This is a genomic window from Streptomyces sp. NPDC002994, from assembly GCF_040611155.1.
GTDB lineage: Bacteria > Actinomycetota > Actinomycetes > Streptomycetales > Streptomycetaceae > Streptomyces.
Genome location: NZ_JBEXNQ010000017.1, coordinates 132,399 through 156,969, shown reverse-complemented (window position 1 = coordinate 156,969; position 24,571 = coordinate 132,399). Strand labels below are relative to the sequence as shown.

Genomic DNA, 24,571 nt, shown 5'->3' with positions numbered 1-24,571 from the left:
GTCCGAAAAGATCTTCTAGGGAAAGACGATGAACAGGAAGGTCTGGTTGCGTGCAGAGGCGGCCCAGCAAACGAGGTCCCCCGGCAGACGCCGACTGCTGCTCGCGTGGCTCGGTCTTGGTCGCCAGGTCGTGCGCAAGCACCTCGCCGCCCTGCGCGCCGGCAACGCCGAACCTGCCTCACACCGAACGAACGACGAATCTCCGGCTCAGCGCACTAGGTTGAGCGGATGCCTCATCGCATTCGTGTCGCCGTGTGTTCCGTCGTTACCGTCGCCGCCGTGTTCGGCGCCGGTACGAGCCCGACGCAAGCCCAGCCGCGCACCCCGTATGAGGCGCCCGCCCGGCCGGTACTGGAACCGCTGGTCGGGCTGGCCGCCGAGCGCGTGCTGCTCGCGAACCAGGTCGCTGCGGCCAAGTACGGGACTGACTCGCCGATCGACGATCCCTCCCGGGAACAGCAGGTACTGGACGCCGTGGCCGCGGAGGCACGCGGCCTGGGGCTGGATCCGGCCGAGGCGACGGCGGTCTTCAAGGACCAGATCGAGGCGAACAAGCTGGTCCAGCGGGAGCTCTTCCGGACGTGGGACAGCGGCACCGCCCGTCCGCCCGAGCACCGGCCGACACTCGCCGAGATCCGGCCGTTGATCGACAGCATCAACCACCGGCTGCTCGCCGAGCTGTCCGCCACCGATGCCGTGCGCCACGGAGCCCGCTGCGCGGTCCGGCTCGTCACAGCCGAACGGACGGTGACCGGACGGCTGCGTTTGAGCCCCCTGTACGAGACGGGGTTACTCAGAGCGCTGCCTTCGGTGTGCCGGGCACACTGAACCCATCCCGCCCGCGCCGTGCCGCCCGCCAAGAGGCGCGGGCTACTCTCTGGCGTTTGCCCTCGGGGTGGCGCGCTCCCTGACCGGCTCCTCAAACGCGGAGCGCCTCGCGGTCATCCCGGCTGCTGTCGCGGCGGCGTGCGGTAGGGGGCGTTGCGCCAAGCGCCGGCTGCGCAGTGTCAACTCAGCAGCGCGGCCCGCCTTGCAGGGGGGCGCGGCGGACAGCACGCTCGGCCCGCCCGGCACCGAGCAAGCAGCCTGGGCCAGCGCCCATGGAGCGGCGGCCCGCTGCGGCGCCGCCAGCGTGCCCGAGCATCGGTACACACCACGGCGTTCCGGTGCACGGTGCCGTGAGAGCCCGGCCGGGTCCGTGCAGATCCATCCCAGGCGCGACGTTACCGGCACGAACAGCGGCTGCGATCCCATCAGTTGCCGGGCGGAACGTACCCCGCCACGCGGGGTTCCTGTTCGCCTCCGCCGCGGTGGGCATACCAGCAGGGAACGCCTGATGTCCCTGATCCCGAGCGAGCCGAGGGGCCACGCTTTGGGCGGCGTCGCGCAGCTCACCTCACCCGTGACCACCATGACCGTGATGGCCGCCGCCTCTGTCGCGGGCACCCTCGCCCTCGCACCCGGCCTCCGGCGCCTGGGCCCGGCGGCCACCGGCGTGCCGAACGATGCTGGCGCCGGCCGACGGCTCACCAACACTGGAAAGGACCTCAGACCGACGGACACGGTCTGACATAGCCGTCGATGTCGCGGAAGTAGAACATGCGCTGACCAGTGTGGCAGGGCTGATGTCCTTGACAATTTCGGTGTGCTGGGCGGTGCCGTCGCGGACTCCATGCAAGTCGTCCACGCCCATGTACAACACGGGCCCGGTTGCCCTGTGGGCAAGTCCCGCACCCGGCCGTCACGCTGGTTCTGGAGTTCGGTGAAGGCTGGCTCGTGACGGATGACGCCACCAGACGGCAGCGGACTGAGGATCTGGCACGCGCGGTCGGATGGAGCCGGAAGCGCCTGTGGCCCAGGGATGGCGGTGGACGACATCGCGTGGGCCAGTCACGGACATTCGTACAAGACCAGCGGCCGTAATGCATGTCAGGGTGGGGCAAACGCGGTCACGACCCCATTGCCATCGCCAGGAATCTCTCACCGTTCGATGTACGGGAGCTCGCGCCGTTCGACGGCGCCGCGTTCTGCGAGTTACGACCCCCGCGGATGCATGAGGTCGGTATTCAGGGCAGCCAAGACAGGAGTACATGACATGGATCTGCGCGGCGCGAAGGTGCTGTTGACGGGCGCCACCGGCGGGATCGGGCAGGCACTGGCGGTGGATCTGGCCGCCCGGGGCGGTGAGATGGTGCTCACCGGGCGCCGTACCGACCTGCTTGAGCCGCTGGCCGAGAAACTGGGAGGCCGGGCCATCCCCACCGACCTGGCCGACCGGGACGCGATCGAGGAACTGCTGGCGGCGGCAGGCGAGATCGACGTTCTCGTGGCCAATGCCGCGCTGCCGGCGAACGGTCTGCTGGCCGACTACTCCATCGGCGACATCGACCGCGCGCTCGACGTCAACCTCCGCGCGCCCATCGTGATGGCGAAGCTGGCCGGGCAACACATGGCCGCCCGCCGCCGCGGTCACCTGGTCTTCATCTCCTCGCTCTCCGGCAAGACCGCGTCCGGGCAGTCCTCCCTCTACAACGCCACCAAGTTCGGGATACGCGGCTTCGCCCTCGCCCTGCGCGAGGACATGCGGCCCCACAACGTCGGCGTCTCGACCGTCTTCCCCGGCTTCATCAGCGACGCGGGCATGTTCGCCGACTCCGGCGCAACCCTGCCCCGCGGGATCGGAACCCGTTCGCCGCAGGACGTGGCGCGCGCGACCATACGCGCCATCGAGAAGAACCTCACCGAGGTCGACGTGGCACCGCTGAACCTGCGCCTGATCGCCCTGCTCGGCGGCGCCGCGCCAAGCCTGACCGCCGCCGTCCAACGCAGCATCGGCGCGGACAAGACCACCGAACAACTCGTCAAAGGCCAGCGCCACAAACGCTGACACCACGGCTCACTGTCCGGCACACTCGCCGCCGTGCCACGCCATGCGAGCCGGGAGCGGGCAGGGACCAGTGCGGCGGATGGGCCGCACCGGTCCCTGCGCTGTTGCTCTGTTACTTCGTCTGCTCAGCCACACCCACAGCGCGGATGTTTTACTGCCTGACCGAGCCGCCCCGGTCATCGGCCGCCGAAGCTCGCAGCGAGATGTACTGCAGGTCCTTCGGCACCCGGACCGAACCTTTCCAGGCTGCCGACTTCACACGTACGCCGCCTGGTTCGACGGACCTCCACGTCTTGCCGTCGTCGTACGAGATCTCCAGCATGCCACCGTTGATCTTCCCGGTGCCCGCCACTCCCCCGACGTACTCGGAGAAGATGCCGCGCTCCAGCCGCTTTCCGGCCCGCACATCACCGGTCAGTTCGGTGTGCGCGTCGAAGCCGAGGTTGAGCATCGGCGGGAAGGTCGCCCGGCCCGCCGGGGTCTCCTTGGAGCGGAAGGTCCACTCCGAGTGGCCCTGGGGCCCCGCCGTACAACGCGCCTTCCGATCGGCGGTGATGCACGACGCCAGGACCGAGTTGCGACAACTTCGACGGCTGCCGGCCGGCCCGGAAGACGGAGCCGGCGTCGCTTTCCCCCCACCGTGCCGAGCACATCGGGAGCACGGTTACTGTCCGGGCCCTTGACCGGCCTTCTTCGGCTCATGCTGCAATGTGGCGGCTTCCGTGGCCGGATCTGACAGAGAATGGTCATTGCGGCCGCACGCATATGCCTGAACCATTGGCGGCATGCCCGAAGCACGCAGAGTCGTCATCGTCGCCTTTCCCGGCGTGGAACTCCTGGACGTCACCGGTCCGGCCGAGGTCTTCGCCGTCGCCTCCGGCATTGCCGGGGCAGGCCGTCCCGGCTACCGGGTGGAGATCGCGGCGGCCCGCACCGGCGAACTGCGCACCTCCAGTGGGGTCCGAGTGGTGGCCGACGTCGCCTTGGAGGAGGTGCGCGGGGAGGTGGACACCCTGCTCGTGTCGGGGGCGATCAAGCTGGCCGAAGAGGGCGTCGAGCCGGTGATCGACGCCACTGTCGTCGAGTGGCTGCGTACTGCCGCGCCCCGGGCCCGCAGGACCGCCTCGGTGTGCGCGGGTGCACACCTGCTGGCCGCGGCGGGGATCCTGGACGGAATGGCCGCCACAACCCACTGGCTGACAGCGGACCGGCTCGCCGCCGACCATCCGCGGATCGTCGTCGATCCGGACCCGATTTTCATCCGGTCCGGGCAGGTGTGGACCTGTGCGGGTGTCACCTCCGGAATGGACATGGCCCTGGCTATGGTTGCCGAGGACCATGGCCAGGCGCTGGCGCTCGCCACTGCCCGCATGATGGTCATGTACGTCAAGCGGCCCGGTGGGCAGAGCCAGTTCAGCGTGCCGCTGTCGATCCACTCACCCGCGGACGACCGGATCGATGGGCTGCGCCTGTGGATCGCCGACCATCTCGCGGACGACCTGTCCATCGACGTACTCGCCGAGCGGATGCACCTGAGCGTGCGCCATGCCGCGCGACTGTTCCGGCAGCGTACCGGCAGCACGCCTGCCTCCTACATCGAAGCCGCCCGGGTGGAGGCCGCACGACGCCTCCTGGAAGAGACCGACCGCAGCCTGCCCGAAGTAGCAGCCGCCAGCGGCCTCGGCTCCGTGGAGACCCTGCACCGGGCATTCCGGCGCCGACTCGTCACCACTCCGGCCGAATACCGGCGCCGCTTCCGGTCGCCATCCGCCGCCGAGACCGACGACGCGTTCCCTCTCGGCTCTCCCAGCACGCCCGACGGCATCCCCGCGCACTGACCGCGAAGAGAGTCCCGCCGCTCGCGGCCCCCGGCGAGGACAGAGCCGATGTACGCGCGACGCGCCTGCGGGCTGCGGCGCGCCCCGAAGAGCATGAGCCGCGCTCAAGACGAGGCGGAAACACACACTATGGAGGACCACTCATGTCCGATACGAAGATCATCCCCATGCCCGTCCTGGGAAAGCACGCGATCAACACCTACCTGGTGCTCGGCCGACGCCCGGTGATCGTCGACGCGGGAACGCCCGGCAGCGGCCGCAAGATCTATGACCAGGTCGCCCAGCACGGAGTGGATCCCCAGGACATCGCCCTCATCGTCCTGACGCACGGCCACATCGACCACTTCGGCTCCGCCGCCGAACTGCGCCGGCTCACCGGTGCTCCGGTCGCAGGCCATGCCGCCGACCTGGGCCCGTACCGCACGGGTCGTTCCCGCCAGCCGTACCTGCCGACCGGCGCGACAGGACGACTCATGAAGCGGAGCAAGGCCATGCACGTCACCGTGGAGCGGGTCGAACCCGATGTGCTCCTCACGGGCGAGACGAGCCTGTCGGACTACGGAGTCGACGCTCGCATCATGCCCACCCCGGGGCACACCGCCGGCTCGGTGTCCGTCCTCACCGACACGGGGGATCTCGTCGCCGGCGACCTGGTGGCCAACTCCTTCATGGGCCTCATCACCGGCAGGCCGGCCAATCCTCCCTTCCACGACGACCCACTGCGCAACCTGGCCAGCCTCCGCGAGATGCTGGCGCTGAACCCGGCCAGGCTGCATGTGGGCCACGGCACCGCGCTCGACCCCGAGCGCGTGCGCCGCTGGGCGAACAGGGAAGAACACCGACTGCACACATTGGCAGCGAAGGGCCGATTGCTACAACGAACGGAGCCTGCGAGCTCGTAGACGGCACCCCGCCCGATGCCGCTCTCGGGTCGAGGGTGTCGCGGTTGCCCCAGGTAGCGGTCAACCGTACGCCGGCCCCCATATGGACGCGCTGGAGTGCCCGGGTGGGGTGGTCCGCCTAACGTCGTCGTCGTGCGAAGCCGCGTGTCAGCCGACCGCGCCGCGTACAGGCGATCGAGAGGGATTCCCATGGCTGTCGTGATGACCTTTTCCTGGCCCGAGATCACCCCCGACATCTACGACACGGTGCGCCAGCGGGTGCGATGGGAGGAGGACTCCCCGGACGGGTGCGTGCTGCACGCCGCGTGGTTCGTCTCCGACGGCCTCAACGTGCTCGACATCTGGGAGTCGGAGGACCACTTCAACCGGTTCATCGCCGAAAGGATCGCGCCCGTACTCAAGGGTGAACTGGGCGTGCAGAGCGAACCCCAGCCGAATTTCTTCCCGCTGCACCGGCGCTTCGTCGCCCCAGGGGTCACCGGCGGCGGCGCCTGACGTCGTCCGCGATCCAGGTGCTCAGTGCCCGCATGATCTACACCTGGCGTTCCGTGGGCGGGGGGTGCGGTGAGGGCTCGGTACGTGGTGTTCCCGTCGCGCTGGGCCTGGAACACCAGCCGTCGGGGAAGGTGAGGACGCCCCTGCGAGTCCATGCCACCGAAGGCTGAGCAGCGCCGCCACGTACGTCGTGACATCGTGGTGCCATGACCATCGAAGTTCGCCCGGCTTCGGTCTTCGAGGATGTCCGTGAGGTACTCGGTCCGAAGTCACCGGGAGCCAACGTCTGCTGGTGCCTGAGCTACCGGATCCCGTCCAAGCTCAACAACGAGCTGCGCGGACCGGCCCGCGGTGAGTACGTCGCCGAGCTGTGCCGTACACAACCCCCTCCGGGCGTGCTCGCCTACGACAACGACGAGCCGGTCGGCTGGGCCGCCGTGGCACCGCGCTCGGACACCTCCTTCGCGCGCAACCGTAAAATCCCGCACATCGACGACCTGCCAGTCTGGTCGCTGTGGTGCATCCGCGTACGCCCCGGTCATCGAAAGAGGGGCGTCTCGCACGCCCTCATCGCCGGCGCGGTCGAGTTCGCCCGCGCCCACGGCGCACCGGCGGTCGAGGCGTACCCCCTCGACAACGGTGACGCCAAGGTCGACATGACGATGGCGTACGCCGGGCTCCGGAAGAACTTCGAGCGCGCCGGGTTCACCCACGCAGCCGACACCACCTCGGTACTGGCCGGTCACCCCAGGGTCCTGATGCGGCTCGACCTGCGCTGAAGACCGGCTGGCAACAGCAACTGGTGATCTCGACAGTCCGCGCACGAACAAACGCCGGAAGTGGAACCGCGACATCCCGAGTCCATCCTGACGGGTCCCAGCGAACCGGTGCGTGGAGATGCCACCAGCGCATCCGGGCGGACGGCGTCACACCGATGCTCCGGTCAGCAGGCGTCAGCAGGCGTCAGCCGGTGCGGTGGGAGCGGGCCAGAGCCAGCCCGCCCAGGGCTATGCCGGTCAGCCCCACCACGGCGGCCACGATGGCCCCGGCTCGCCCGTTGCCGGTGCCGAAACCACCGGTGGACGTGGCCAGATGCAGCCCAGCGAGGGCCATGGCGATCAGCCCCACCACCATGGCCACCATGGCCCCGTTTCTCCCTGAGCCGGTGCCGATACGACCGGCGGAGCGGGCCAGAGCCAGCCCACCGATGACCATGCCGATCAGGCCCACCACGGCGGCCACGATGGCCCCGAGCCGCCCAGAGCCGGTGCCGATACCACCGGCGGCGACGGAGACTTGCGCGGCCGCCGGTGCGGCAAGCCCGAACACCCCGAGCAGGGCGGCTCCGGCCACGGCAAGCGCAAGTCGGACTGACGTCAGGACTCCTGATGAGCTCATGTGCCTCTCCTCATATCTTCGTGCGTCTCGTTTCCGAGGTTTGGATGTCGCCTGATCTTGTCTCCGGGCGCACCGCCCGTCGTCCAGCAGACGGAGGCACTTCGCGCTGCCGCCGATGGCGCACCTGGTTGCTGCGGACGCCGCAGGCGCCGCGAAAGTACTGCGTGCGCGGTAGGCCGCCGCTCATCCGCGAGCGGGACTCGCCCTCAGCGACATCCGGCTAGGGTGCGCGCATGAGCAAAGGACGGTTCGGTGTTCGGGCCGATGTCAGAGACTGGGTGATCTCCGTCGGCGTGGCGGCGACCTTGCTGGTCGCCGGGCTGTCCGGGCAGCACACCGCCACGAACCTCGGGCTGCTCGGCTACGCGCTGCTGGCGGGCGGCGGCCTGGCCCTGGCTGCCGGCCGCCGGGCTCCGGTTCCCGTCCTGGCGGTCACCGGGCTGTGCGCGGTGGGTTACCAGGCGGCCGGTTTCGACGTGCCTGCCGTCGCGTTCCTGTTCGCGGTGTACGCCGCCATGCGTGCCGGACACCGCACCATCACGGTGGCGGCGTCCGTGACCATGCTGGCCACTCTCCCGCTCGCGGCCCTGGCCTCCTCCCTGTACGACACGCGCAACACGGGAGACACGGCCGAGGCGTTCGCGCAGGCCCGAGGCGCCCTCGAGCTGGCCTGGTTGATCGCGGCCGGCGCCGCGGGGGAAGCGCTGCGGCAGGCCGAGCAGCGGGCGGACGAGGCCGAGCGTACCCGGGAAGAGACCGCGCGGCGCCGCGCCGACGAGGAGCGGCTGCACATCGCGCGGGAGCTGCACGATTCGCTCACCCACCAGATCTCGGTCATCAAGGTGCAGGCCGAGGCTGCCGTCCACGTGGCCCGCAAGCGGGGCGAACCGGTGCCGGAGGCCCTACTCGCCATCCGGGAGGCAGGTCGTGAGGCAACCCGGGAACTGCGAGCGACCCTGGAGGCGCTGCGCGACGACGAGAGCACCCCGCCCCAAGGGCTCGGCCACCTCCCGGAGCTGGTGGAACGTGCCCGTACGACCGGACTGGACGCGACACTGACGATCGAAGGACAACGACACGACGTGCCGGCCGCGGTGGACCGGACCGCCTACCGGATCGTTCAGGAGTCGCTCACGAACATCGCCCGTCACGCCGCCGCCGCTACCGCGTCGGTCCGCATCGACTACCGTCCGAACGCCCTGACCATACGAATCGATGACGACGGCAAGGCCACCCCGGACACCGCCCCGGTGCCCGGCGTCGGGCTGCTCGGCATGCGGGAACGAGTCACCATCCTCGGCGGTCGCCTGCGCGCGGAACCGCGCAGCGAGGGCGGCTTCACCGTCCAGGCTGAACTGCCCGTGGAGCGCACGCCGTGATCCGTGTCCTGCTGGTCGACGACCAGCCGCTCCTGCGCAGCGGATTCCGCGCACTCCTCGACCTCGAAGACGACATCGAGGTGGTGGCCGAGGCCGCGGACGGGAAGGAAGGCGTGGCTCTGGCCAAGGAGCACCTGCCCGACGTCGCTCTCATCGACATCTCGATGCCGGTCATCGACGGCATCGAGGCGACCCGGCTCATTGCCGCGGACCCGGCTCTCGCCCAGGTGCACGTCGTCATCCTCACCAACTACGGCTTGGACGAGTACGTCTTCAACGCGCTGCGGGCCGGTGCCGCCGGATTCCTCGTCAAGGACATCGTGCCGGAAGACTTCCTGCACGCCGTACGCGTCGCCGCGCGCGGCGACGCCCTGCTCGCACCGTCGATCACCCGCAAGCTGATCAACCGGTACGTCACCCAGCCGCTCCACACGGGCGCCGAAACGGGGCTGAAAGAGCTGACCACCCGCGAACGCGAGGCCGTCGCCCTGGTCGCGCAGGGCCTGTCCAACGACCAGATCGCCGCCCGCATGGTGATCAGTCCCCTGACCGCGAAGACCCACATCAACCGGGCCATGGCCAAGCTCTACGCCCGTGACCGCGCGCAACTCGTGGTCCTCGCCTACGAATCCGGCCTGGTAACCCCACGCAACCGCTGACATCGACGTACCGGTTAGGCAGGCTTTGCGCTGCGAAACGAGCGCCGGTAGCTGTCCGGTGGGACCCCTACGATCCGTTTGAACTGGCGCCGAAGTGTCGTGGCGGTACCCATGCCGGTGGCGAGGGCAACCGCCTCGATGCTCTCGTCGGTGGCCTCCAGCAGCTCCTGCGCGCGACGTACGCGCTGAGTCAGGAGCCACTGAATCGGCGTCTGCCCCATCACTGACCGGAACTGCCGTCCGAGATGGCGCGGGCTCGTGTTCGCCTTCCGCGCCATGTCGGTCACTGTCAGCGGCCGGTCCAGTCGTTCCTGGACCCAGGCGAGCAGGTGGGCAAGCGTGTGGTCGCCCGTGACCTGCAGCGGCGTAGCCACGAACTGGGCCTGACCACCGGGGCGATGTGGCGGCATGACGAGGCGACGGGCGACGGAGTTGGCGATGGTGGCGCCGTGGTCGAGGTGGATCAGATGGAGGCAGAGGTCTACGGCGGCGGCCTTGCCGGCGGCCGTGAGCACACTGCCATTGTCCGTGTACAGCACATCCGGGTCGACCACGGCATGCGGATGGCGTGCACTCAACTCCGCGGCATGAGCCCAGTGGGTGGTGGCCCTGCGACCGTCCAGCAGGCCCGCGGCGCCGAGCACGAACGCTCCGGTACAGAGGGAGGCGACCCGGGCCCCCGACTCATGGGCCGCACGCACGGCTTCGATCAGCTCCGTCGGCGGCGGATCGTCGATGTCGGCGCACGCAGGCACGATCACAGTGTCGGCGTCGACCACGCTCTCCAGCCCGTGGTCAGGCTCAACCATGAACGGGCCGACCTGCACCGGCCCTGGCCCGCAGAGCAGTACGTCGTACCAGCCCTCCGTGGCTTCGCGCGGGGGATTGCCGAAGATCTCGTAGGCCACCGCCAGCTCGAAGTGCAACAGGCGACCGGCGGCCAGCAGCGCGACAGTTGGCATGTCCGAAAGTGTACGTGTGATGTCCTTCCGGACCATCACAGTCGGGTCCCGCCTGCGACGAGACTGGCACTCATCCGCACATCATGATCGGGATCAGGATCGGGGAACGATGAACAAGACGGCCGCAGTGGTGGTTTACGGGGCGACAGGGCACACCGGTCGCTTCATCGTCGCCGAACTACGAAGGCGTGGCTTCGCTACTGTCATCTCCGGTCGTGACGCAGCTCAGCTGGAGGTGCTGGCGGCCGAGTGGCCAGATGTGCTCGTACGGCCGGCCACCGTTGACGACGCGAGCTCACTGGACCGGGCCCTCGCCGGCGCAGCGGCTGTCGTCAACTGCGCAGGTCCGTTCGCGGTGACCGGGGGCCCTGTCGTCGAGGCAGCGTTGCGCGCCGGGATTCCGTACGTCGACGTCGCGGCGGAGATCGAGGCGAATGCCGCGATGTTCGCCGACTATGGGGAGGCGGCCCGTAAGGCAGACACACTCGTGGTGCCGGCGATGGCTTTCTACGGTGGACTGGGCGACCTGTTGGTGACCGCGGCGATGGGAGAGTGGACTGCCGCGGACGTGGCGCACGTCGCGTACGGGTTGAGCAGCTGGCACCCCACAGCGGGCACTCGGGCAGCCGGTCAGGTGTCTCATCAGCGTCGCGCGGGCCGTCGGGTCCGGTTCACGGACGGCGCGCTGCAGTACCACGACGACAAGGCATCACAGCAGGACTGGCTTTTCCCGGAGCCACTGGGCCGACGAGCGGTGATCTCGGAGTTCACCATGGCCGATGTCGTCACCGTTCCCAGCCACTTGGCCGTGCCGGAAGTCCGCACCCACATGGCCGTCGAAGCCGCCAGAGACTTGGCCGAAGAGGACACGCCGGCGCCGGAGCCGGTCGACGCTCTGGGGCGGTCGAACCAGATTTTCGTCGTCGACGTCCTGGTCCGGTCAGGTGGCATCGAGCGGCGCGCCACGGCCCATGGCCAGGACATCTACGCGGTCACCGCACCACTGGTGGTGGAGGCCGTCCATCGAATCCTGGCCGGGCACACGCGGACAACGGGCGTAGCGTCGGCCGGCGCGGTGTTCGACGCGGCGGACTTCCTCCGGGCGCTGAGCCCGCACCTGTCGGTTGAGCTTCCGCACTGACCGGCCACGCGCTCGTGCAGTTGGCCCGGCGCCACGAATGCCATCTGCTCTGGGGATCGATTCGATGCGCGCCTCTTGGGGGTGAACCCAGTACGCGTCGTCGGATTGCTGACCTGCCGGCGGCGCCCGTGAAAGCCTCCAACAGGCGCACCACATCAAGGTCCTGAACGCCGTCGAAGAGGCAATGACGGGATGAGGTTCAGGGAGGTGAAATCCGCGAGCGGGTTACGGGATTACGGGCCAGTCGGGAATTACGTTCGACAGGCGAGCCCGCGATGCACTGCGATGGCCCTGGCTGCCCGCCGCACGGACGGGCCGACACCAGGAGCTGTTCTTGGCAACCGAGGAAACGGCGAACACCCGCCCCGCGATCGATGCCGCACTGGTCAGGCGCCTGGTCGATACGCAGTTCCCTCAGTGGGCCCAGCTGCCCCTGGACTTGCTCGACCCGGCCGGCTCCGACCATGTGATCTACCGGCTGGGCGAGAAGCTGTCCGTCCGGCTGCCCCACCACGCTGGTGCCATCGGGCAGGCCAGGAAGGAGTCCGAGTGGCTGCCCCGGCTCGCCCCACACCTGCCACTGGCCATCCCCATACCAGTGGGATTGGGTGAGCCCGACTTCGACTATCCATGGCCTTGGTCGGTGTCCCGCTGGCTGGACGGCGAGGTGGCGACCGCCGAGGCATTGGCCGACTCGTCCGAGCCGACCGTCAAGCTGGCGGAGTTCCTGACCGCGCTTCAGCAGTTCGCGCCCGAGGACGCCCGCGAGGATCTCACCGGCCGGCCGCTGGCCGACCGGGACGGCGCGACGCGGGCCGCTATCGCGGAGGTCGACGGTGCGTTCGACGCAGTAGCCATGACCGAGCTCTGGGACGCGGCACTGCGCGCCCCGGGTGGGAACGCCCGGCGGTCTGGTTCCACGGTGACTTCCACACCGGCAACCTGCTGACCGTCGACGGCAAACTCAGCGCGGTCATCGACTTCGGGGGGCTCGGCGTCGGTGACCCTGCGTGCGACCTGACCATCGCCTTCACCCTGATGTCGGTCGAAAACCGGGCCGCCTTCCGCTCCGCGCTCGGCGTGGACGACGCCACGTGGGCCCGGGGCCGCGGCTGGGCGCTGGCCACCGGCCTGAACGCCTACACGGCCTACGCCGCCGTCAGCCCCCGGGTCGCCACGCAGACCACCCGCCAGATCACCCAGGCCCTCATCGGTTAGCCGAATGCGGCGAGCCCTGCTCGCAGCTGAGTCGCCGCCCTCGGCCGCTGGTGTCAGTCCCGGGGAACCAGCTCTTGAGCTCGGCCGTCTTCGTCTCGCACGATTTCCATCAGTCCGACCACCGCGTCACGGTTGACGGGCCCCAGGACACGCGGAAACAAGGCTCCGGGCGCCTGAGCCAGAGGCGAGCCCGGAGCAGGGGTCACCCACTTCACGGGGGCATCGAGTCTCGTCTCATCGATGAGCAGGGCGACGAGCGGACCGGCCACCCCGCCGTGGAAGCGGGTGGCGACTGCCAAAACCGCTTCCTCGTTGGGAGAGCAGTGCACGGACCCGTCCTTCACCAAAGAGGCGGGCGCGTAGGGCAGCTGCGCGTCGGCAAGCCAGTCACCGAGAGCGACTACGTGATAGAGCATGGGCCTGTTATAGCGGATTCGGCCGCCATGCTTCCGGTACGCCGACACCGCCTCACCCCGGGGACGACTCGATCGGGGGGATTTTGGTGACGCCGTACGTGCCTGATGCGAGCCCGTGTTGAGCTGATCTCCGCGACTCCGACCGAGTCCACAGTTCTCGAAAGGAACCCTTATGGATGCCATCGCCGCTAAGAGGGACATCTTCACCATGTTGGATGCGGACGGTGACGGTGTCATCTCCCGCCAAGAGTACCTCGCACGCCCCGAACGTGCGGCGGCGGCGACGGGACGTGACAGGGATGACCCTCTTGTCTCCCTCGCTCGCACGGCTCATGAGCGGGTGTACGCGTCGATGGACGCGAACGACGACGGGAAGGTGACCTTCGAGGAGTACGCGGCTTGGGCGGGCGCCGATGCCTTCGACGAGGTTTGCAGGCAGGCACTGGGGTCGCTGTTCGATCTCGCCGACACCGACTCGGACGGAGCTCTGAGCCAGGCGGAGTTCACACGGCTGCGTGAAGCGCTGGGAAACCCGCTCGACCATGCCAATACGGCGTTCGAGGCACTGGACGCCGACGGCGACGGACGCATCGACCGGGCCGCGTATCTGGCCTCGATCCGCGCCTACGTCACTGACGGCGCATCTCCCATGGCCGAAGCCCTTCACAACAGTACGAGCCGCCGCTGAGCGAAACGCCGACGCCCCTGCCCGGCCTTGACCGCGGACCTGCTGACCGCCCGCAACGCATTCCAGTCACAACTCTGTTGTGTGGCTGAAAGCAGTGCAATGCTGTGACGGCGGTGATCCTCTTCCCCCCTAGGCAGAGATCCCTCAACCCGGCCCCGCCTGCGTGCCGCCACGTGGGCGGAGCCACGCCGTCCCTCCCGGCCTCCCCCCGGGAGGGCCGACGTGTGCGCTCGTGGCCGTTCCTGATCGTCGGTGGCCGTCCGAGTGGGCACTTCGGGTTGCGGTGAGCGGCCCCGTCGTGCCGGGTCAGACGATACGTGCGTGCCTACCGGCCAACTCACCTCTCACATGCGGCTGTGCCGCCCGGACAACCACGGCACCGCCAAGGGGCAGCGCGTACAGCCGAAGCCTCTTCGCGGCCCGGCGCGGTCTCCAGCACTCCTCTGATCGCCCGCCGCAGCATGCCGAGCCCCCTTCCGGTCATCGGCACGGCAGCCGTGGTAGCAAGCGCCGGCGCGGACACTGGCACGAACACGGCAATGAGATGCGCGATCCGCAGCGCTCATCCAGCCGCACAAAGCCAGGACCACCACCCACAGCACGCCACAAGCCAGAGCCGCACCACCGGCCACCAGGGCCTGCGCCCGCTCCCCCCCGGCTGCAGCTCCCCCGCGCAGAGCAACGCGACCAGCCACGCCCCCCACCCCTACCAGCCCCACGCCCGCCCTTGGGCCTCACCCCAGGCACGATCCCAACGTCGCGGCTGCTGCCGACAGCTTCGGCGCAGAGCCCAGCAGACTTCGGGCCTCACCACCGTCCGCCAGCGCGTGTCCTCCTCACCGCCATCCGCCCCTTCAGCCGCCAATGTCTCCGATGTCGTCGAAGATCCCGTCAAGAATGTTGTCGAAGTCGAAGTCGAGGTCGTCTTCGTCCTCGTCGGGGGCAGCGATTTGTGTGTGCTGCCCGTCCTTCGGGATGAGGGGCTGGGCTGTGGCCACGTTGGACAGGCTGAGCACCGCAGCCGCTGCCAAAGCCGCAGCTACAGTCGCTCCCACGATGTGCTTGAACATCTGGTTCTCCAGTGCGTGCTGGAACAGGATCTCCCGGCCAGCCGATCACCTGCCCCTGGATGCGGCCACCTCAGCGAAGCAGAAGAGTGAACGGCTTCGTCTGCAGCAGCCAGGTGCCGACCGGCTGACCTCCGCCAGCCCCCACACCCCCCGGCCGCCGCCCACCCGATCCATCGCCCGGTGGTGGGACCAGCTCCCCAACGGCCCGTTCGCAGGCCCGTCCCACCACCACCGGCACGCTGGGAGCAGCGGTGCCCCCGTCCGAAGGTCAGCGCGTCTTCCGGTGGTCGTAGGACATCGTGAGCCAAGGCACCACCAGTCCCGTCCAGAACAGGATCTGCGGCAGGAGCGGTCGGTCCAGGGCACCTGGGTGATCAGCAGGGAGCAGAGCATGGTCCAGGCCGCCTGGCCGAGGACGATACGGGCCCACAGTTCGCGGCGGATCAGCGAACGCACATTCAGCCGCACTCCCGTGCGGAGCCTGCGGTAGCGCAGCCAGGCCCCGAACCCCCAGATTGCCCCCATGACCACCAGCAGCCAGAGCCGATTGCCCCACGGCACGGGCAGCTCCCGCAGGACCGGGTCCTTCGCCGTGGCGACCTGCGGGCGGCGGGCGGCGGGCTTCAGGTCGTCACCGTCACGGCGTCGGCTGCGGCTGCGGCTGCGGCTCCACCTTGAACTCCGCGTGCAGCCGCCGGTGATGGTCCACTTCCCGTACGGGCCCGGTCAGCATGGCCCGTGCCGTCAGCCGCGGATCGGTGCTCGACGCGCTGAAGCGCAGCTCCAACTCCCCCGGCTCCACGAGGCGTCGCCCTTCGCGGCCGGTGAACGACGCCACGTCGGCGGGGATCGTCGCGTGGATCCGTACGGCCTGGCCGGCGGCGAGGTCCAGGCGGACGTAGCCGATGAGCCGCTGGAGGGGCTGCACCACCGAGGCGACGGGGTCGTGCAGATACAGCTGTACGAGCTCGGTGCCCTCGCGCGTACCGGTGTTGCGGACGGTGCAGGAAAACCGGAACTCGCCGTCCGTGGCCGCCACATCGCCGTCCATGCCGAGATCGGTCCACTCGAACGTGGTGTACGTCAGCCCGTGCCCGAAGCCGAAGGCCGGTGTCGGGTCGATGCTGGAGACCTCGCTCGAATGGCCCAGTCGTGCCGCCAGGTACGTGGACGGCTGGGCACCCGGGTGCCGGGGGACGCTGACGGGGAGACGCCCGGCCGGGGCGGTGCGTCCGCTGAGTACGGAGGCGATGGCCGTCGTACCCTCCTCGCCGGGGAAGAAGGACTGGACGACAGCGGCGGATTCCGTCGCCGCCCGCCCCAGCGCGTACGGCCGTCCGGCCAGCAGCGTCACGACAACCGGTGTGCCGGTGTCGAGCAGCGTGTCGAGCAGCTGCTGTTGTACGCCGGGCAGGGCGAGGGACTCGGCGTCGCACCCCTCGCCGCTGGTGCCGCGGCCGAAGAGGCCGGCACGGTCGCCCAGCGCGGCCACCACGAGGTCCGCGCCCCGGGCCAGTTCGGCGGTCTCGGCGAGCCCGCCGGTGTCGGTGCCGTCGACACTCGCACCGGCCGCCACCACGATCTCGCTGCCGGGGAACTCCGCCGCCAGTGCCTCGCGCAGGGTCGGCAGTTCGATCCCCAGGGGAACCTCGGGGTGCTGGCCCCCGACGTGGACGGGGAAGGCGTAGCAGCCCAGGACCGCTGTCGGGGCCTCGGCGTTGGGGCCGATCAGCGCGATCCGGCGCGGGGGCGCGGACCGGTCCAGCGGCAGCGTGCCGTCGTTGTGGAGCAGGACGACAGCCTGTTCGGCGACGCGCCGGGCCAGGGCCCGGTTGTCGTCCGTGTCCAGGTGGATCGTCCCGCGCAGAGCGCCCGAGTCGGCGCTCGTGCCTCCATCAGTCCCGGTCAGTGCCTCCGGCACCGCGCTCCAGTCCGGGTCGAGGAGGCCGAGCTGGGCCTTCTGGACCAGTACCCGCCGTACCGCGCGGTCCACCAGCGCCTCGTCCACCCGGCCTTCGGCGACCGCGTTCAGCAAGGGCTCGCCGAACGTCTTGACCGTGGGCAGTTCCACGTCGACACCCGCGCCGAGCGCGGCGCCCGCCGCCTCCCCGAAGGTCCCGGCCACACCGTGCAGCGTCTTGAGGAAGGCGATCCCGAAGTAGTCCGCGACGACGGTGCCGGTGAAGCCCCAGGTGTCCCTGAGCAGCCCGGTCAGCAGGCGTTCGTCGGCGGCGGACGGGATGCCGTCGGTGTCGGTGTAGGCGTGCATGACCGACCGTACGCCGCTCTCCCGTACGGCCATCTCGAACGGCGGCAGGATGACGTCGGCCCGCTCCCGCGCACCCATGCCGACGGGGGCGAGGTTGCGTCCGGCGCGGGAGGCGGAGTAACCGGCGAAGTGCTTGAGGGTGGCGATGACGCCGGCGGACTCCAGGCCCTGGACATAGGCGGTGGCGATGGTTCCGACGAGGTACGGGTCCTCGCCGATGGTCTCCTCGACGCGGCCCCAGCGTGCGTCACGTACGACGTCGAGGACCGGGGCGAGCCCCTGGTGCACGCCGACCGAGCGCAGGTCCCGGCCGATGGCGGCGGCCATCTCGCGGATCAGAGCGGGGTTGAAGGTGGCGCCCCACGACAGGGGCACGGGGTAGGCGGTGGCGCCCCAGGTGGCGAAGCCCGCGAGGCACTCCTCGTGGGCCAGCGCCGGGATGCCGAAGCGATTCGCCTCGGCGATGCGGCTCTGCGTACGCAGCAGGGAGAGCGCGCCGAGCGCCGGGTCGACCGGGGCCGTACCGAAGGGCCGGGTCAGCTGGCCGAGGCCGTACGGCAGCAGGTCGTCGAGGGCTACCGGTTCTTCCATGTCGTGCTGGAACGGTGCGACTTCGGCGCCCTCGTCGGAGGCCCCCACCCAGACCCCGAAGAGCTGAGCGATCTTCTCCCGGAGGGTCATCGCGGCGATCAGGGCGTCCGCGCGGGTCGCCGCGTCGAGGCCCGGGTCACGCCAGGGGGCTTTGGTCTCTACGGACACGTTGTCGGTCACTTTCCTCCGACTCCCATCAGGCCCTGGACCAGGGCGCGACGGGCGAACAGGTAGACAAGCAGGATGGGGAGCATGGACAGCACGACGGCGGCGAGCAGGCCGGGGATGTCGACGCCGTGTTCCGTCTGGAACTCGTACAGCCCCATGGTGAGCACCTTGGTCTCGGCGGACTGCGTCAGAACCAGCGGGAAGAGGAAGCCGTTCCACGCCTGGAGGGCGGAGAACACGACGATCGTCGACAAGCCGCTCTTGGAGAGCGGGACCACCAGCTGGAAGAAGATCCGGCGCGGCGAGGCGCCGTCCACGGTCATCGCTTCGTACAGCTCCGGAGTGATGTCGCGCATCACCCCGGTGAGGATCAGCGCGCACACCGGCATGGCGAAGGCGGCGGTCGGCAGGATGACGGCGATGAGGTTGTCGTACAGACCGGCCTTGCTGATCACGTAGAACATGGGGACGATCACGGCCTGCGAGGGCACCGCGAGGCCGAGCAGGAACAGCCGGAAGACCGTGGTGGTGGGTCGGCTCCGGCTTCTGACGATGGCGTACGCCAGGGGCGGCACCAGGAGCACGACGATGCCGACCACGGACACGGTGACGATCACGGTGTTGAGGAAGTACTGCCCGAAGCCACTGTTCAGGTCGTTGATGTAGTTGTCGAGGGTGAAGTGCTCGGGAAAGGCGAGCGGGCCGTTCGCCGCGTAGTCGGCGCGGGTCTGGAACGTGGCGATCAGCATGACGTACAGCGGCAGGCCGACCAGGAAGAGCCAGACGAGCGAGCCGAATCCCGCGAGGTAGTTGGGACGGCTCTTCATCGCACACCTCATCACACGCCCTCCATGGTGCTGCGCATCTTGTCGTAGCCCGACAGCCGGACCATGACCAGTGAGACGACCGAGGCGACGAGGACGAGCAGGAGGGCGATGGCGGAACCTGTTCCGAAGTCGAAGCTCTTGAACGCCTTTTGGTACATGTAGTAGGCGCTGATGGTGGTGTCGGTGCCGGGGCCGCCCTGGGTGAGGATCAGCACGGTGTCGAAGGTCGTGAGGCCGCCCACCACCATGAGGATCACCGAGGTGATGATGCTGTTGCGCAGCTGCGGCAGGGTGATGTGGAAGAACTGGCGGACCGTGCCCGCGCCGTCGATCTGGGCCGCCTGGTAGAGGACCTGCGGGATCGCGCGTGCCGCGCCCTGGTAGAGGAGTGTGTGCAGCGGGGTGAACTGCCAGGTGCTGACGAACACGAGGACGCCGATGGCGCCGCTCTGCACGCCGAGCAGATTGCCGTCGCCGAACAGCCACTTGGCCTGCGACGGCACGCCGAAGTTGGGGTCGAGCACGGCGCGCCACAGCACGGATACGGCGGTGATGGAGAGCAGCAGCGGGACGAAGTAGATGGCGGACAGGACCGCCCGGTTGCGCTGGTGGCCCGCGGCCCAGACGCCGAGCAGCATGCTGATCGGTGTCTGGACGACGACACCGAGCACGGTGAGGAGGAGGCTCAGCCAGAGGCTGTTGAGCATGACGGGGTCGTCGAGCAGCTTCTTCCAGTTGTCGAGTCCGGCGAACTGCGGGGAGCCGAGACCGTTCCAGGTGGTGAAGGCCAGCACGAAGACCATGAGGAGCGGGAGTATGGCGAACAGTGTGAAGAACACAGCGGCGGGCGCCGCCCAGGCGAATCCCGGGCGGCCCACCCCTGTGCCGGAGGCATTGGGCATTTTCAGGTGATCCCAGAGGGTCAGGCGACCGGCAGAGCCTGCATGGCCTCGATGAAGCCGTCCGCGTCGATCTGTCCGTTGAAGAACTGCTGGATGGCGGTGTGGAGGGTGGTGGTCGCCGCGGGCGGGAATGCCTGGTCCCACGAGAGCTGGAACGCGGGGGCCTCCTTGACCAGGTCGTACTGGAACTTCGAGTAGTCCGGGTTGGCGGAGTCGTCCAGGAATTCAGGGGTGTTGGACGTCGTGGGCAGGTTGCCGACCTCGAGCTGTGCCTTGACGAACTCGTCCGAGTACATGAGCTTCAAGAAGTCCGCCACGGCTTCCGGGTGCTCGGTGTTCTTCAGCACCGAGTAGAAGTTGTTCGTGTTGCCGGCGAGGTTGTCCGGGTCGCCCTTGCCGCCTTCGACGGTCGGGAAAGTGCCGTAGCCGAGGTCCTTCTTGACGAAGTCCGGGTACGCGTCCTGGAGGGTCGCGTACTCCCAGGAGCCCATCAGCTCGAATGCGGCCTTCCCGGTGGCCACCAGGGCCGGCGAGCCGCCGTCGGTGAACTTCACGGAGTCGTAGTTGGTGCCGAACGCGCCGGCGTCGATCAGCTCCTTGAGCATGCCGAGCGCCTTCTTGCTCTCCGCGCTCTCCCAGGCACTCTTGTCACCGTCCAGGACCTTCTGGAAATGCTCGGGTCCGGCCACGCGGTCGTATGCGTACTGGAACCACATCTGCGTCGGCCACTTGTCGCCGCCGCCGAGCGCGATCGGGGTTTTGCCCTTGGCCTTGACGGTCTTCACAGCGGCGAGCAGGTCGTCCCAGGTCTTCGGCGCGGAGATGCCGGCTTCCTTGAGGACCTTCTGGTTGTTGAACAGCATGACCGGCTGGGTGCCGCGCATGGGTATGCCGTACGGCTTGCCGTCGACCACGGCCGTGTTGAAGACGGACGGCAGGAAGTTGGACTTCAGGCCGGGATCTTTGGCGATGAAGTCGTCCAGGGGCATCAGCAGGCCTGCGTCGACGTACGGCTTGATGCTTCCGCCGCCCCAGTTGAAGAAGACGTCGGGGGCCTGCTTGCTGTTGATGATGGTCTGCAGCTTGGCCTGGTAGTCGGCGCCGGGGATCGTGTCGAGTGCGACCTTCACCTTGGACGTCTTGTTGAAGCTCTCGACGAGCCGCTCCTCCACCTTGTTCGTCGCGTCCCCGTAGACGAGGACGTGGATCTCATCGGACCCTCCGCCGGCCGAGTCACCGGAGCCTTGGCCGCACGCGGACAGAGAGAGCACCATGGTCAGTGCCACGCTGCCGACGGCAGCGGTCCGCAAAAACCGCGCGCGTTGCTTCATCGCCTCACCTCTCGAAACGTTTCGGTACTATTACCGAAACTTCACGAGTCGGGACGCTAGGTTCACCCCGCCAGAGCGGTCAACCCTCGTACCCCGAGTTATCAAAGCGTTACGCTGTCACGGCAGTTGAACGTGCCTTATGCTCCTCACCATGCGCGATGACGAGGAGACAGGTCGAATCACCCTGGCACAGGTGGCCCAGCAGGCGGGCGTATCCATTTCGACAGTTTCGAAGGTCCTCAACGGCCGCCAGGATGTGGCCGCACCCACCCGGATCAAGGTGGAGCGCCTCCTGGAGACCCACGCCTACCGGCGGACGACGCGGTCGAGCAGGGAGGCGCCGCTCATCGAAATCGTCTTCCACGAGCTGGAAAGCATCTGGGCGATGGAGCTGATCCGTGGGGTGGAGAACGTCGCCAAGGCCAACCAGGCCGGCGTGATCCTGACCGAGAGCGGCACCCGCCACTCACCGAGTCCCGACTGGATCGAAGGGGTTCTGCAGCGTCGGCCGATCGGTGTGGTGCTGGTCTTCTCGGCCCTTCCGCAGACAGTCAAAGAGCAGCTCAGGGCCCGTTCCATCCCCTTCGTCATCATCGACCCGGCCGGCGACCCGGACCCGGACGTGCCGTCCGTGGGGTCGGCGAACTGGAACGGCGGGCTGGCGGCGACGCGCCATCTCGTCGAGCTGGGACACCGGCGGATCGGCATCATCACCGGCCCCGAGGACATGCTGTGCTCCCTGGCCCGCCTCGACGGCTACCGGTCGGCGATGAGCATGGCCGGCCTGGAGACCGACCCGGCACTCATTCAGTACGGCGACTTCCATGTCGAGGGCGGGTACGAGCGGGCGATGGAGATGCTGAGCCTGCCACGGCGGCCGACCGCCATCTTCGCGGGCAGCGACCTGCAGGCGCTCGGCGTCCTGGAGGCGGCACGGGTCAACGGGCTGCGCGTGCCGCACGATCTTTCGGTGGTCGGGTACGACGACGTACCGGTCGCGAAATGGTCAAGCCCGGCGCTCACGACGGTGCATCAGCCGCTCCGGCAGATGGCCGAAGAGGCGGCGCAGATGCTGCTGCGGCTGAGGGCGGGTGAAACTTCCGCGACCAGGCTGGAGCTCGGGACGAGCCTGGTGGTCAGGAAGAGCACGGCGGCGCCGCAGGAGGGCACGGATACGGAAGAGGCTGTGCGGCAGACCAGCCGTTGAGGGGGGAGACGGGGCCGACCTGCCGCACGCGCCTCAGGGGGCGGTCAGGAGGCCGTTGCCGTACAGGAGCCTATGGCGGGGGCAGCCGAGCTGCCGTTGGTCATGACCGTGAAGCCGAAGCTTGTTGATGCCCCGGCCGACAGGTTTCCGTTGCCGTTCGGCTTCATCGTCATGACGTTGCCGGTGCTGTCCCAGGTGGGCGAGCCGTTCCAGGTCGACGAGACCTTCTGCGGGGAGGTCAGCGTGACGTTGACGCTCCAGCTGCTGATCGCCGAACTGCCCGCGGTGACCGTCACCCTGCCGTTGTAGCGGTCGCTCCACGTGTCCGTCTTGGCGTAGGACACGCTGCACCTGGCGCCGGTGCCACCGCCACCACCGCTGGTGCCGCCGAGCGCGGAGAGCACCGCGTCGTAAGCCGGCTTCTTGTTGTAGTTGCCGTCGAAGAGCAACGGCGTACCGCTGCTGCGCCAGGAGTACTTGTCGGTGACGCCCCAGACCGTGATGCCCGTGCAGCGGGTGACGGCCAGGCACGCCCGTACGACCTTGCTGTAGTCGGCGGCCTGGGTGCTGCCGGAGCCTTCGATGTCCAGCTCGGTGATCTGCACGTCCACGCCGAGGTCGGCGAAGCGCTGCAGATTCTGCTGGAAGTCGCCGGGAACCGGGGAGGCGCTGTTGAAGTGCGACTGGAAGCCCACGCAGTCGATCGGCACACCGCGCTGCTTGAAGTCCTTCACCATGTTGTACACCGCGTTGCTCTTCGCGTTCACGGCGTCGGTGTTGTAGTCGTTGTAGCAGAGCTTGGCGCCGGAGTCGGCGGCGCGGGCGGTGCGGAACGCCTCCTCGATGAAGCCGTTGCCGAGCTTGTCCTGGAACGGGGAACTGCGCCGGGCACCACTGCTTCCGTCCTGGAACGCCTCGTTGACCACGTCCCAGGAGTGGATCTTGCCCTGGTAGTGCTGCATCACCTTGGTGATGTGGTTGTTCATCGCAGATCGCAGGTCGGTCGCCCCGAGGCTACCGACCCAGCCGGGGAGCTGGGAGTGCCACACCAGGGTGTGGCCGCGGACCTTCATCCCCCGGCCCTGGGCATGACTGACGATCTGGTCGGCGGAGCCGAAGGTGAACGAGTTGCGGGTGCTTTCGAGGGCGTCCCACTTCATCTCGTTCTCGGGCGTCACCGAGTTGAACTCGGTGTTGAGCGTGGAGGCGTACGCCGCCTCCCCGAGGTGGTTGGCCGCGACCGCGGTTCCGAAGTAGCGGCCCTTCTCGGCGGCCGCGCCGCCGAGAGTGGAGGCGGCGTTCGCGGTACCGGCCAGAGCGACGACGCCGGTGCCTGCAAGCACGGTCGCAGCGCCCAGGACCAGGGCATTTCGTGCGTGACCGCGTAGACGCGCACGCACCCCACCGATGTCGGACGAACTTCTGATCACGTCGACCTCCACATGGTTGGACCGAAACTGTTTCGGTCATGTCACTCCATTGTTTCGGCGACGAGTATCACCCAGGATCTGGCTCGCAGCCATCACTCGCGCGACAGAACCGCGTGGAGGAGCGGAAATGACCGGTAACATCCCGATCGATCCGCGCCGGCGAGCCGTGCTCGGCGTGGGAGCGAGTGCACTCGCGCTGACAACTTGCGGAGGAATTCCGGGAATTGAGAGCCGGGCCGAGGCGGTCACAGTGGCCGGACCCGCCGTGCGAGGCGGGGCTCCCCGGGTCACGGACTTCGGCGCGTACATCTCGTTCACGCCCCGCAAGGGCGCGTTCGCGCTGGTGCCGTGGTGGACACCGCCGACCATCCGGGCGTGGTCCGGGTCGCCTCGGACCTGTGCGACGACATCGAGCGCGTCACCGGGGTACGGCCCGCGCTGAGGAAGGCGAGGAAGCGAGAACGCCAGGACTTCGGCCGGGAGTTGGTCCTCATCGGCACCCTCGGGCGCAGCCCGCTGATCGACCGCCTGGTCTCTGAAGGCAAGCTGGACACCGGCGGTGTGGCGGGCCGCTGGGAGACCTCGACCCCCGCGGCACCATTTTCGGTACGTACGACGTCAGTTACGGCATCGGCGTCTCAACGACGAGAACCCGGCGCTCGGCACCTGGGCCCCGCGTTACTTCGGCCCCAGGCAGCACATTCCCGCACAACCCCACACATCGGCACAAAGAAGTTCCCATGATGCCGAGACGCCTGGCCCACGCCCTGGCCGCAGGATCCGCGGCCATGCT

Annotated in this window: 21 protein-coding genes and 3 pseudogenes; 14 read left to right on the top strand and 10 right to left on the bottom strand. The window is 68.7% G+C overall.

What is annotated here, in order from left to right; translation table 11 throughout:
• Positions 1-228 precede the first annotated feature (228 nt).
• The 3 genes and pseudogenes from ABZX79_RS23490 to ABZX79_RS23480 all read left to right on the top strand — a co-directional run bounded on the left by ABZX79_RS23490 (position 229) and on the right by ABZX79_RS23480 (position 2,887).
• Positions 229-828 carry a chorismate mutase gene (locus ABZX79_RS23490; RefSeq protein WP_355260938.1) on the top strand — a complete coding sequence of 200 codons (600 nt, stop codon included), beginning with the start codon at positions 229-231 and terminating at the stop codon, positions 826-828.
• Between the two features lie 496 nt (positions 829-1,324).
• A pseudogene (locus ABZX79_RS23485) lies at positions 1,325-1,570 on the top strand (hypothetical protein); the annotation flags it as partial.
• A 525-nt stretch (positions 1,571-2,095) separates the two neighbouring features.
• Positions 2,096-2,887: an SDR family NAD(P)-dependent oxidoreductase gene (locus ABZX79_RS23480; protein WP_355260935.1), complete on the top strand. Its 792-nt coding sequence runs from the start codon at positions 2,096-2,098 to the stop codon at positions 2,885-2,887.
• 151 nt (positions 2,888-3,038) lie between these two features.
• Here the strand turns inward: ABZX79_RS23480 and ABZX79_RS23475 are convergent, their stop codons facing one another.
• Positions 3,039-3,338, bottom strand: coding sequence for a hypothetical protein (locus ABZX79_RS23475; RefSeq protein WP_355260932.1), 300 nt, complete (start codon positions 3,336-3,338; stop codon positions 3,039-3,041).
• A gap of 334 nt (positions 3,339-3,672) precedes the next feature.
• Between ABZX79_RS23475 and ABZX79_RS23470 the strand changes: the two genes are divergently transcribed.
• The 4 genes from ABZX79_RS23470 (at position 3,673) to ABZX79_RS23455 (ending at position 6,901) form a co-directional block, all read left to right on the top strand.
• Positions 3,673-4,725: a DJ-1/PfpI family protein gene (locus ABZX79_RS23470; protein ID WP_355260929.1), complete on the top strand. Its 1,053-nt coding sequence runs from the start codon at positions 3,673-3,675 to the stop codon at positions 4,723-4,725.
• A gap of 143 nt (positions 4,726-4,868) precedes the next feature.
• Positions 4,869-5,627 (top strand): MBL fold metallo-hydrolase, encoded by a 759-nt coding sequence (locus ABZX79_RS23465; RefSeq protein ID WP_355260926.1) that lies wholly within the window; start codon positions 4,869-4,871, stop codon positions 5,625-5,627.
• A gap of 189 nt (positions 5,628-5,816) precedes the next feature.
• A complete protein-coding gene (locus tag ABZX79_RS23460) occupies positions 5,817-6,122 on the top strand; it encodes a hypothetical protein (RefSeq protein ID WP_355260923.1) in 306 nt (101 codons plus the stop codon).
• Between the two features lie 206 nt (positions 6,123-6,328).
• Positions 6,329-6,901, top strand: a complete 573-nt coding sequence (locus ABZX79_RS23455) for a GNAT family N-acetyltransferase (protein WP_355260920.1) — start codon at positions 6,329-6,331, stop codon at positions 6,899-6,901.
• 184 nt (positions 6,902-7,085) lie between these two features.
• On the opposite strand, the gene ABZX79_RS23450 is transcribed toward ABZX79_RS23455, so the two are convergent.
• Positions 7,086-7,520: a DUF6223 family protein gene (locus ABZX79_RS23450; RefSeq protein WP_355260917.1), complete on the bottom strand. Its 435-nt coding sequence runs from the start codon at positions 7,518-7,520 to the stop codon at positions 7,086-7,088.
• A 233-nt stretch (positions 7,521-7,753) separates the two neighbouring features.
• On the opposite strand from ABZX79_RS23450, the gene ABZX79_RS23445 reads away from it, so the two are divergent.
• Positions 7,754-8,899, top strand: coding sequence for a histidine kinase (locus tag ABZX79_RS23445; protein WP_355260914.1), 1,146 nt, complete (start codon positions 7,754-7,756; stop codon positions 8,897-8,899).
• On the top strand, positions 8,896-9,558 hold the full coding sequence (locus tag ABZX79_RS23440; protein WP_355260911.1) for a response regulator transcription factor: 663 nt from the start codon (positions 8,896-8,898) through the stop codon (positions 9,556-9,558). Before ABZX79_RS23445 ends, ABZX79_RS23440 begins: the two co-directional genes overlap by 4 nt.
• Before the next feature lie 14 nt (positions 9,559-9,572).
• Here ABZX79_RS23440 and ABZX79_RS23435 read toward each other — a convergent pair whose 3' ends face one another.
• Positions 9,573-10,520 (bottom strand): helix-turn-helix domain-containing protein, encoded by a 948-nt coding sequence (locus ABZX79_RS23435; protein ID WP_355260908.1) that lies wholly within the window; start codon positions 10,518-10,520, stop codon positions 9,573-9,575.
• A 109-nt stretch (positions 10,521-10,629) separates the two neighbouring features.
• Between ABZX79_RS23435 and ABZX79_RS23430 the strand changes: the two genes are divergently transcribed.
• Both ABZX79_RS23430 and ABZX79_RS23425 read left to right on the top strand, forming a co-directional pair.
• The gene (locus ABZX79_RS23430) at positions 10,630-11,661 is read left to right on the top strand and encodes a saccharopine dehydrogenase NADP-binding domain-containing protein (protein ID WP_355260905.1); all 1,032 of its coding nucleotides are present in this window, start codon (positions 10,630-10,632) and stop codon (positions 11,659-11,661) included.
• 334 nt (positions 11,662-11,995) lie between these two features.
• Positions 11,996-12,879 (top strand): annotated as a pseudogene (locus ABZX79_RS23425) (aminoglycoside phosphotransferase family protein).
• Between the two features lie 53 nt (positions 12,880-12,932).
• Here the strand turns inward: ABZX79_RS23425 and ABZX79_RS23420 are convergent.
• On the bottom strand, positions 12,933-13,295 hold the full coding sequence (locus tag ABZX79_RS23420) for a DUF952 domain-containing protein (RefSeq protein ID WP_355260902.1): 363 nt from the start codon (positions 13,293-13,295) through the stop codon (positions 12,933-12,935).
• Positions 13,296-13,467: 172 nt separating this feature from the next.
• Here ABZX79_RS23420 and ABZX79_RS23415 point away from each other — a divergent pair, with 172 nt between their 5' ends.
• Positions 13,468-13,983, top strand: a complete 516-nt coding sequence (locus ABZX79_RS23415; protein ID WP_355260899.1) for an EF-hand domain-containing protein — start codon at positions 13,468-13,470, stop codon at positions 13,981-13,983.
• Between the two features lie 854 nt (positions 13,984-14,837).
• On the opposite strand, the gene ABZX79_RS23410 is transcribed toward ABZX79_RS23415, so the two are convergent.
• The 5 genes from ABZX79_RS23410 to ABZX79_RS23390 all read right to left on the bottom strand — a co-directional run bounded on the left by ABZX79_RS23410 (position 14,838) and on the right by ABZX79_RS23390 (position 21,141).
• Positions 14,838-15,053, bottom strand: coding sequence for a hypothetical protein (locus tag ABZX79_RS23410; protein ID WP_355260896.1), 216 nt, complete (start codon positions 15,051-15,053; stop codon positions 14,838-14,840).
• Between the two features lie 637 nt (positions 15,054-15,690).
• On the bottom strand, positions 15,691-18,003 hold the full coding sequence (locus ABZX79_RS23405) for a glycoside hydrolase family 3 N-terminal domain-containing protein (protein WP_355261016.1): 2,313 nt from the start codon (positions 18,001-18,003) through the stop codon (positions 15,691-15,693).
• 86 nt (positions 18,004-18,089) lie between these two features.
• Positions 18,090-18,908, bottom strand: coding sequence for a carbohydrate ABC transporter permease (locus ABZX79_RS23400; protein WP_355260893.1), 819 nt, complete (start codon positions 18,906-18,908; stop codon positions 18,090-18,092).
• A gap of 11 nt (positions 18,909-18,919) precedes the next feature.
• Complete coding sequence (locus ABZX79_RS23395) at positions 18,920-19,810, bottom strand: sugar ABC transporter permease (protein WP_355260890.1); 891 nt, start codon at positions 19,808-19,810, stop codon at positions 18,920-18,922.
• A 20-nt stretch (positions 19,811-19,830) separates the two neighbouring features.
• A complete protein-coding gene (locus ABZX79_RS23390) occupies positions 19,831-21,141 on the bottom strand; it encodes an extracellular solute-binding protein (protein ID WP_355260887.1) in 1,311 nt (436 codons plus the stop codon).
• Between the two features lie 139 nt (positions 21,142-21,280).
• On the opposite strand from ABZX79_RS23390, the gene ABZX79_RS23385 reads away from it, so the two are divergent.
• Entirely contained in the window at positions 21,281-22,348 is a 1,068-nt protein-coding gene (locus ABZX79_RS23385) for a LacI family DNA-binding transcriptional regulator (protein ID WP_355260884.1), read from the top strand.
• A gap of 44 nt (positions 22,349-22,392) precedes the next feature.
• Here the strand turns inward: ABZX79_RS23385 and ABZX79_RS23380 are convergent, their stop codons facing one another.
• The gene (locus ABZX79_RS23380) at positions 22,393-23,706 is read right to left on the bottom strand and encodes an endo-1,4-beta-xylanase (RefSeq protein WP_355261013.1); all 1,314 of its coding nucleotides are present in this window, start codon (positions 23,704-23,706) and stop codon (positions 22,393-22,395) included.
• A 199-nt stretch (positions 23,707-23,905) separates the two neighbouring features.
• Between ABZX79_RS23380 and ABZX79_RS23375 the strand changes: the two are divergent.
• A pseudogene (locus ABZX79_RS23375) lies at positions 23,906-24,469 on the top strand (glycosyl hydrolase); the annotation flags it as partial.
• Between the last annotated feature and the right edge of the window lie 102 nt (positions 24,470-24,571).

Excerpts from the sequence above, each read along its gene's own strand:
- ABZX79_RS23420 (WP_355260902.1), bottom strand. The coding sequence starts at position 13,295 with ATGCTCTATCACGTAGTCGCTCTCGGTGACTGGCTTGCCGACGCGCAG.
- ABZX79_RS23410 (WP_355260896.1), bottom strand. The coding sequence starts at position 15,053 with ATGTTCAAGCACATCGTGGGAGCGACTGTAGCTGCGGCTTTGGCAGCG.
- ABZX79_RS23415 (WP_355260899.1), top strand. The coding sequence starts at position 13,468 with ATGGATGCCATCGCCGCTAAGAGGGACATCTTCACCATGTTGGATGCG.
- ABZX79_RS23390 (WP_355260887.1), bottom strand. The coding sequence starts at position 21,141 with ATGAAGCAACGCGCGCGGTTTTTGCGGACCGCTGCCGTCGGCAGCGTG.
- ABZX79_RS23430 (WP_355260905.1), top strand. The coding sequence starts at position 10,630 with ATGAACAAGACGGCCGCAGTGGTGGTTTACGGGGCGACAGGGCACACC.
- ABZX79_RS23470 (WP_355260929.1), top strand. The coding sequence starts at position 3,673 with ATGCCCGAAGCACGCAGAGTCGTCATCGTCGCCTTTCCCGGCGTGGAA.
- ABZX79_RS23385 (WP_355260884.1), top strand. The coding sequence starts at position 21,281 with ATGCTCCTCACCATGCGCGATGACGAGGAGACAGGTCGAATCACCCTG.
- ABZX79_RS23465 (WP_355260926.1), top strand. The coding sequence starts at position 4,869 with ATGTCCGATACGAAGATCATCCCCATGCCCGTCCTGGGAAAGCACGCG.
- ABZX79_RS23445 (WP_355260914.1), top strand. The coding sequence starts at position 7,754 with ATGAGCAAAGGACGGTTCGGTGTTCGGGCCGATGTCAGAGACTGGGTG.
- ABZX79_RS23480 (WP_355260935.1), top strand. The coding sequence starts at position 2,096 with ATGGATCTGCGCGGCGCGAAGGTGCTGTTGACGGGCGCCACCGGCGGG.
- ABZX79_RS23460 (WP_355260923.1), top strand. The coding sequence starts at position 5,817 with ATGGCTGTCGTGATGACCTTTTCCTGGCCCGAGATCACCCCCGACATC.
- ABZX79_RS23395 (WP_355260890.1), bottom strand. The coding sequence starts at position 19,810 with ATGCCCAATGCCTCCGGCACAGGGGTGGGCCGCCCGGGATTCGCCTGG.
- ABZX79_RS23405 (WP_355261016.1), bottom strand. The coding sequence starts at position 18,003 with ATGACCCTCCGGGAGAAGATCGCTCAGCTCTTCGGGGTCTGGGTGGGG.
- ABZX79_RS23435 (WP_355260908.1), bottom strand. The coding sequence starts at position 10,520 with ATGCCAACTGTCGCGCTGCTGGCCGCCGGTCGCCTGTTGCACTTCGAG.
- ABZX79_RS23450 (WP_355260917.1), bottom strand. The coding sequence starts at position 7,520 with ATGAGCTCATCAGGAGTCCTGACGTCAGTCCGACTTGCGCTTGCCGTG.
- ABZX79_RS23455 (WP_355260920.1), top strand. The coding sequence starts at position 6,329 with ATGACCATCGAAGTTCGCCCGGCTTCGGTCTTCGAGGATGTCCGTGAG.
- ABZX79_RS23490 (WP_355260938.1), top strand. The coding sequence starts at position 229 with ATGCCTCATCGCATTCGTGTCGCCGTGTGTTCCGTCGTTACCGTCGCC.
- ABZX79_RS23400 (WP_355260893.1), bottom strand. The coding sequence starts at position 18,908 with ATGAAGAGCCGTCCCAACTACCTCGCGGGATTCGGCTCGCTCGTCTGG.
- ABZX79_RS23475 (WP_355260932.1), bottom strand. The coding sequence starts at position 3,338 with ATGCTCAACCTCGGCTTCGACGCGCACACCGAACTGACCGGTGATGTG.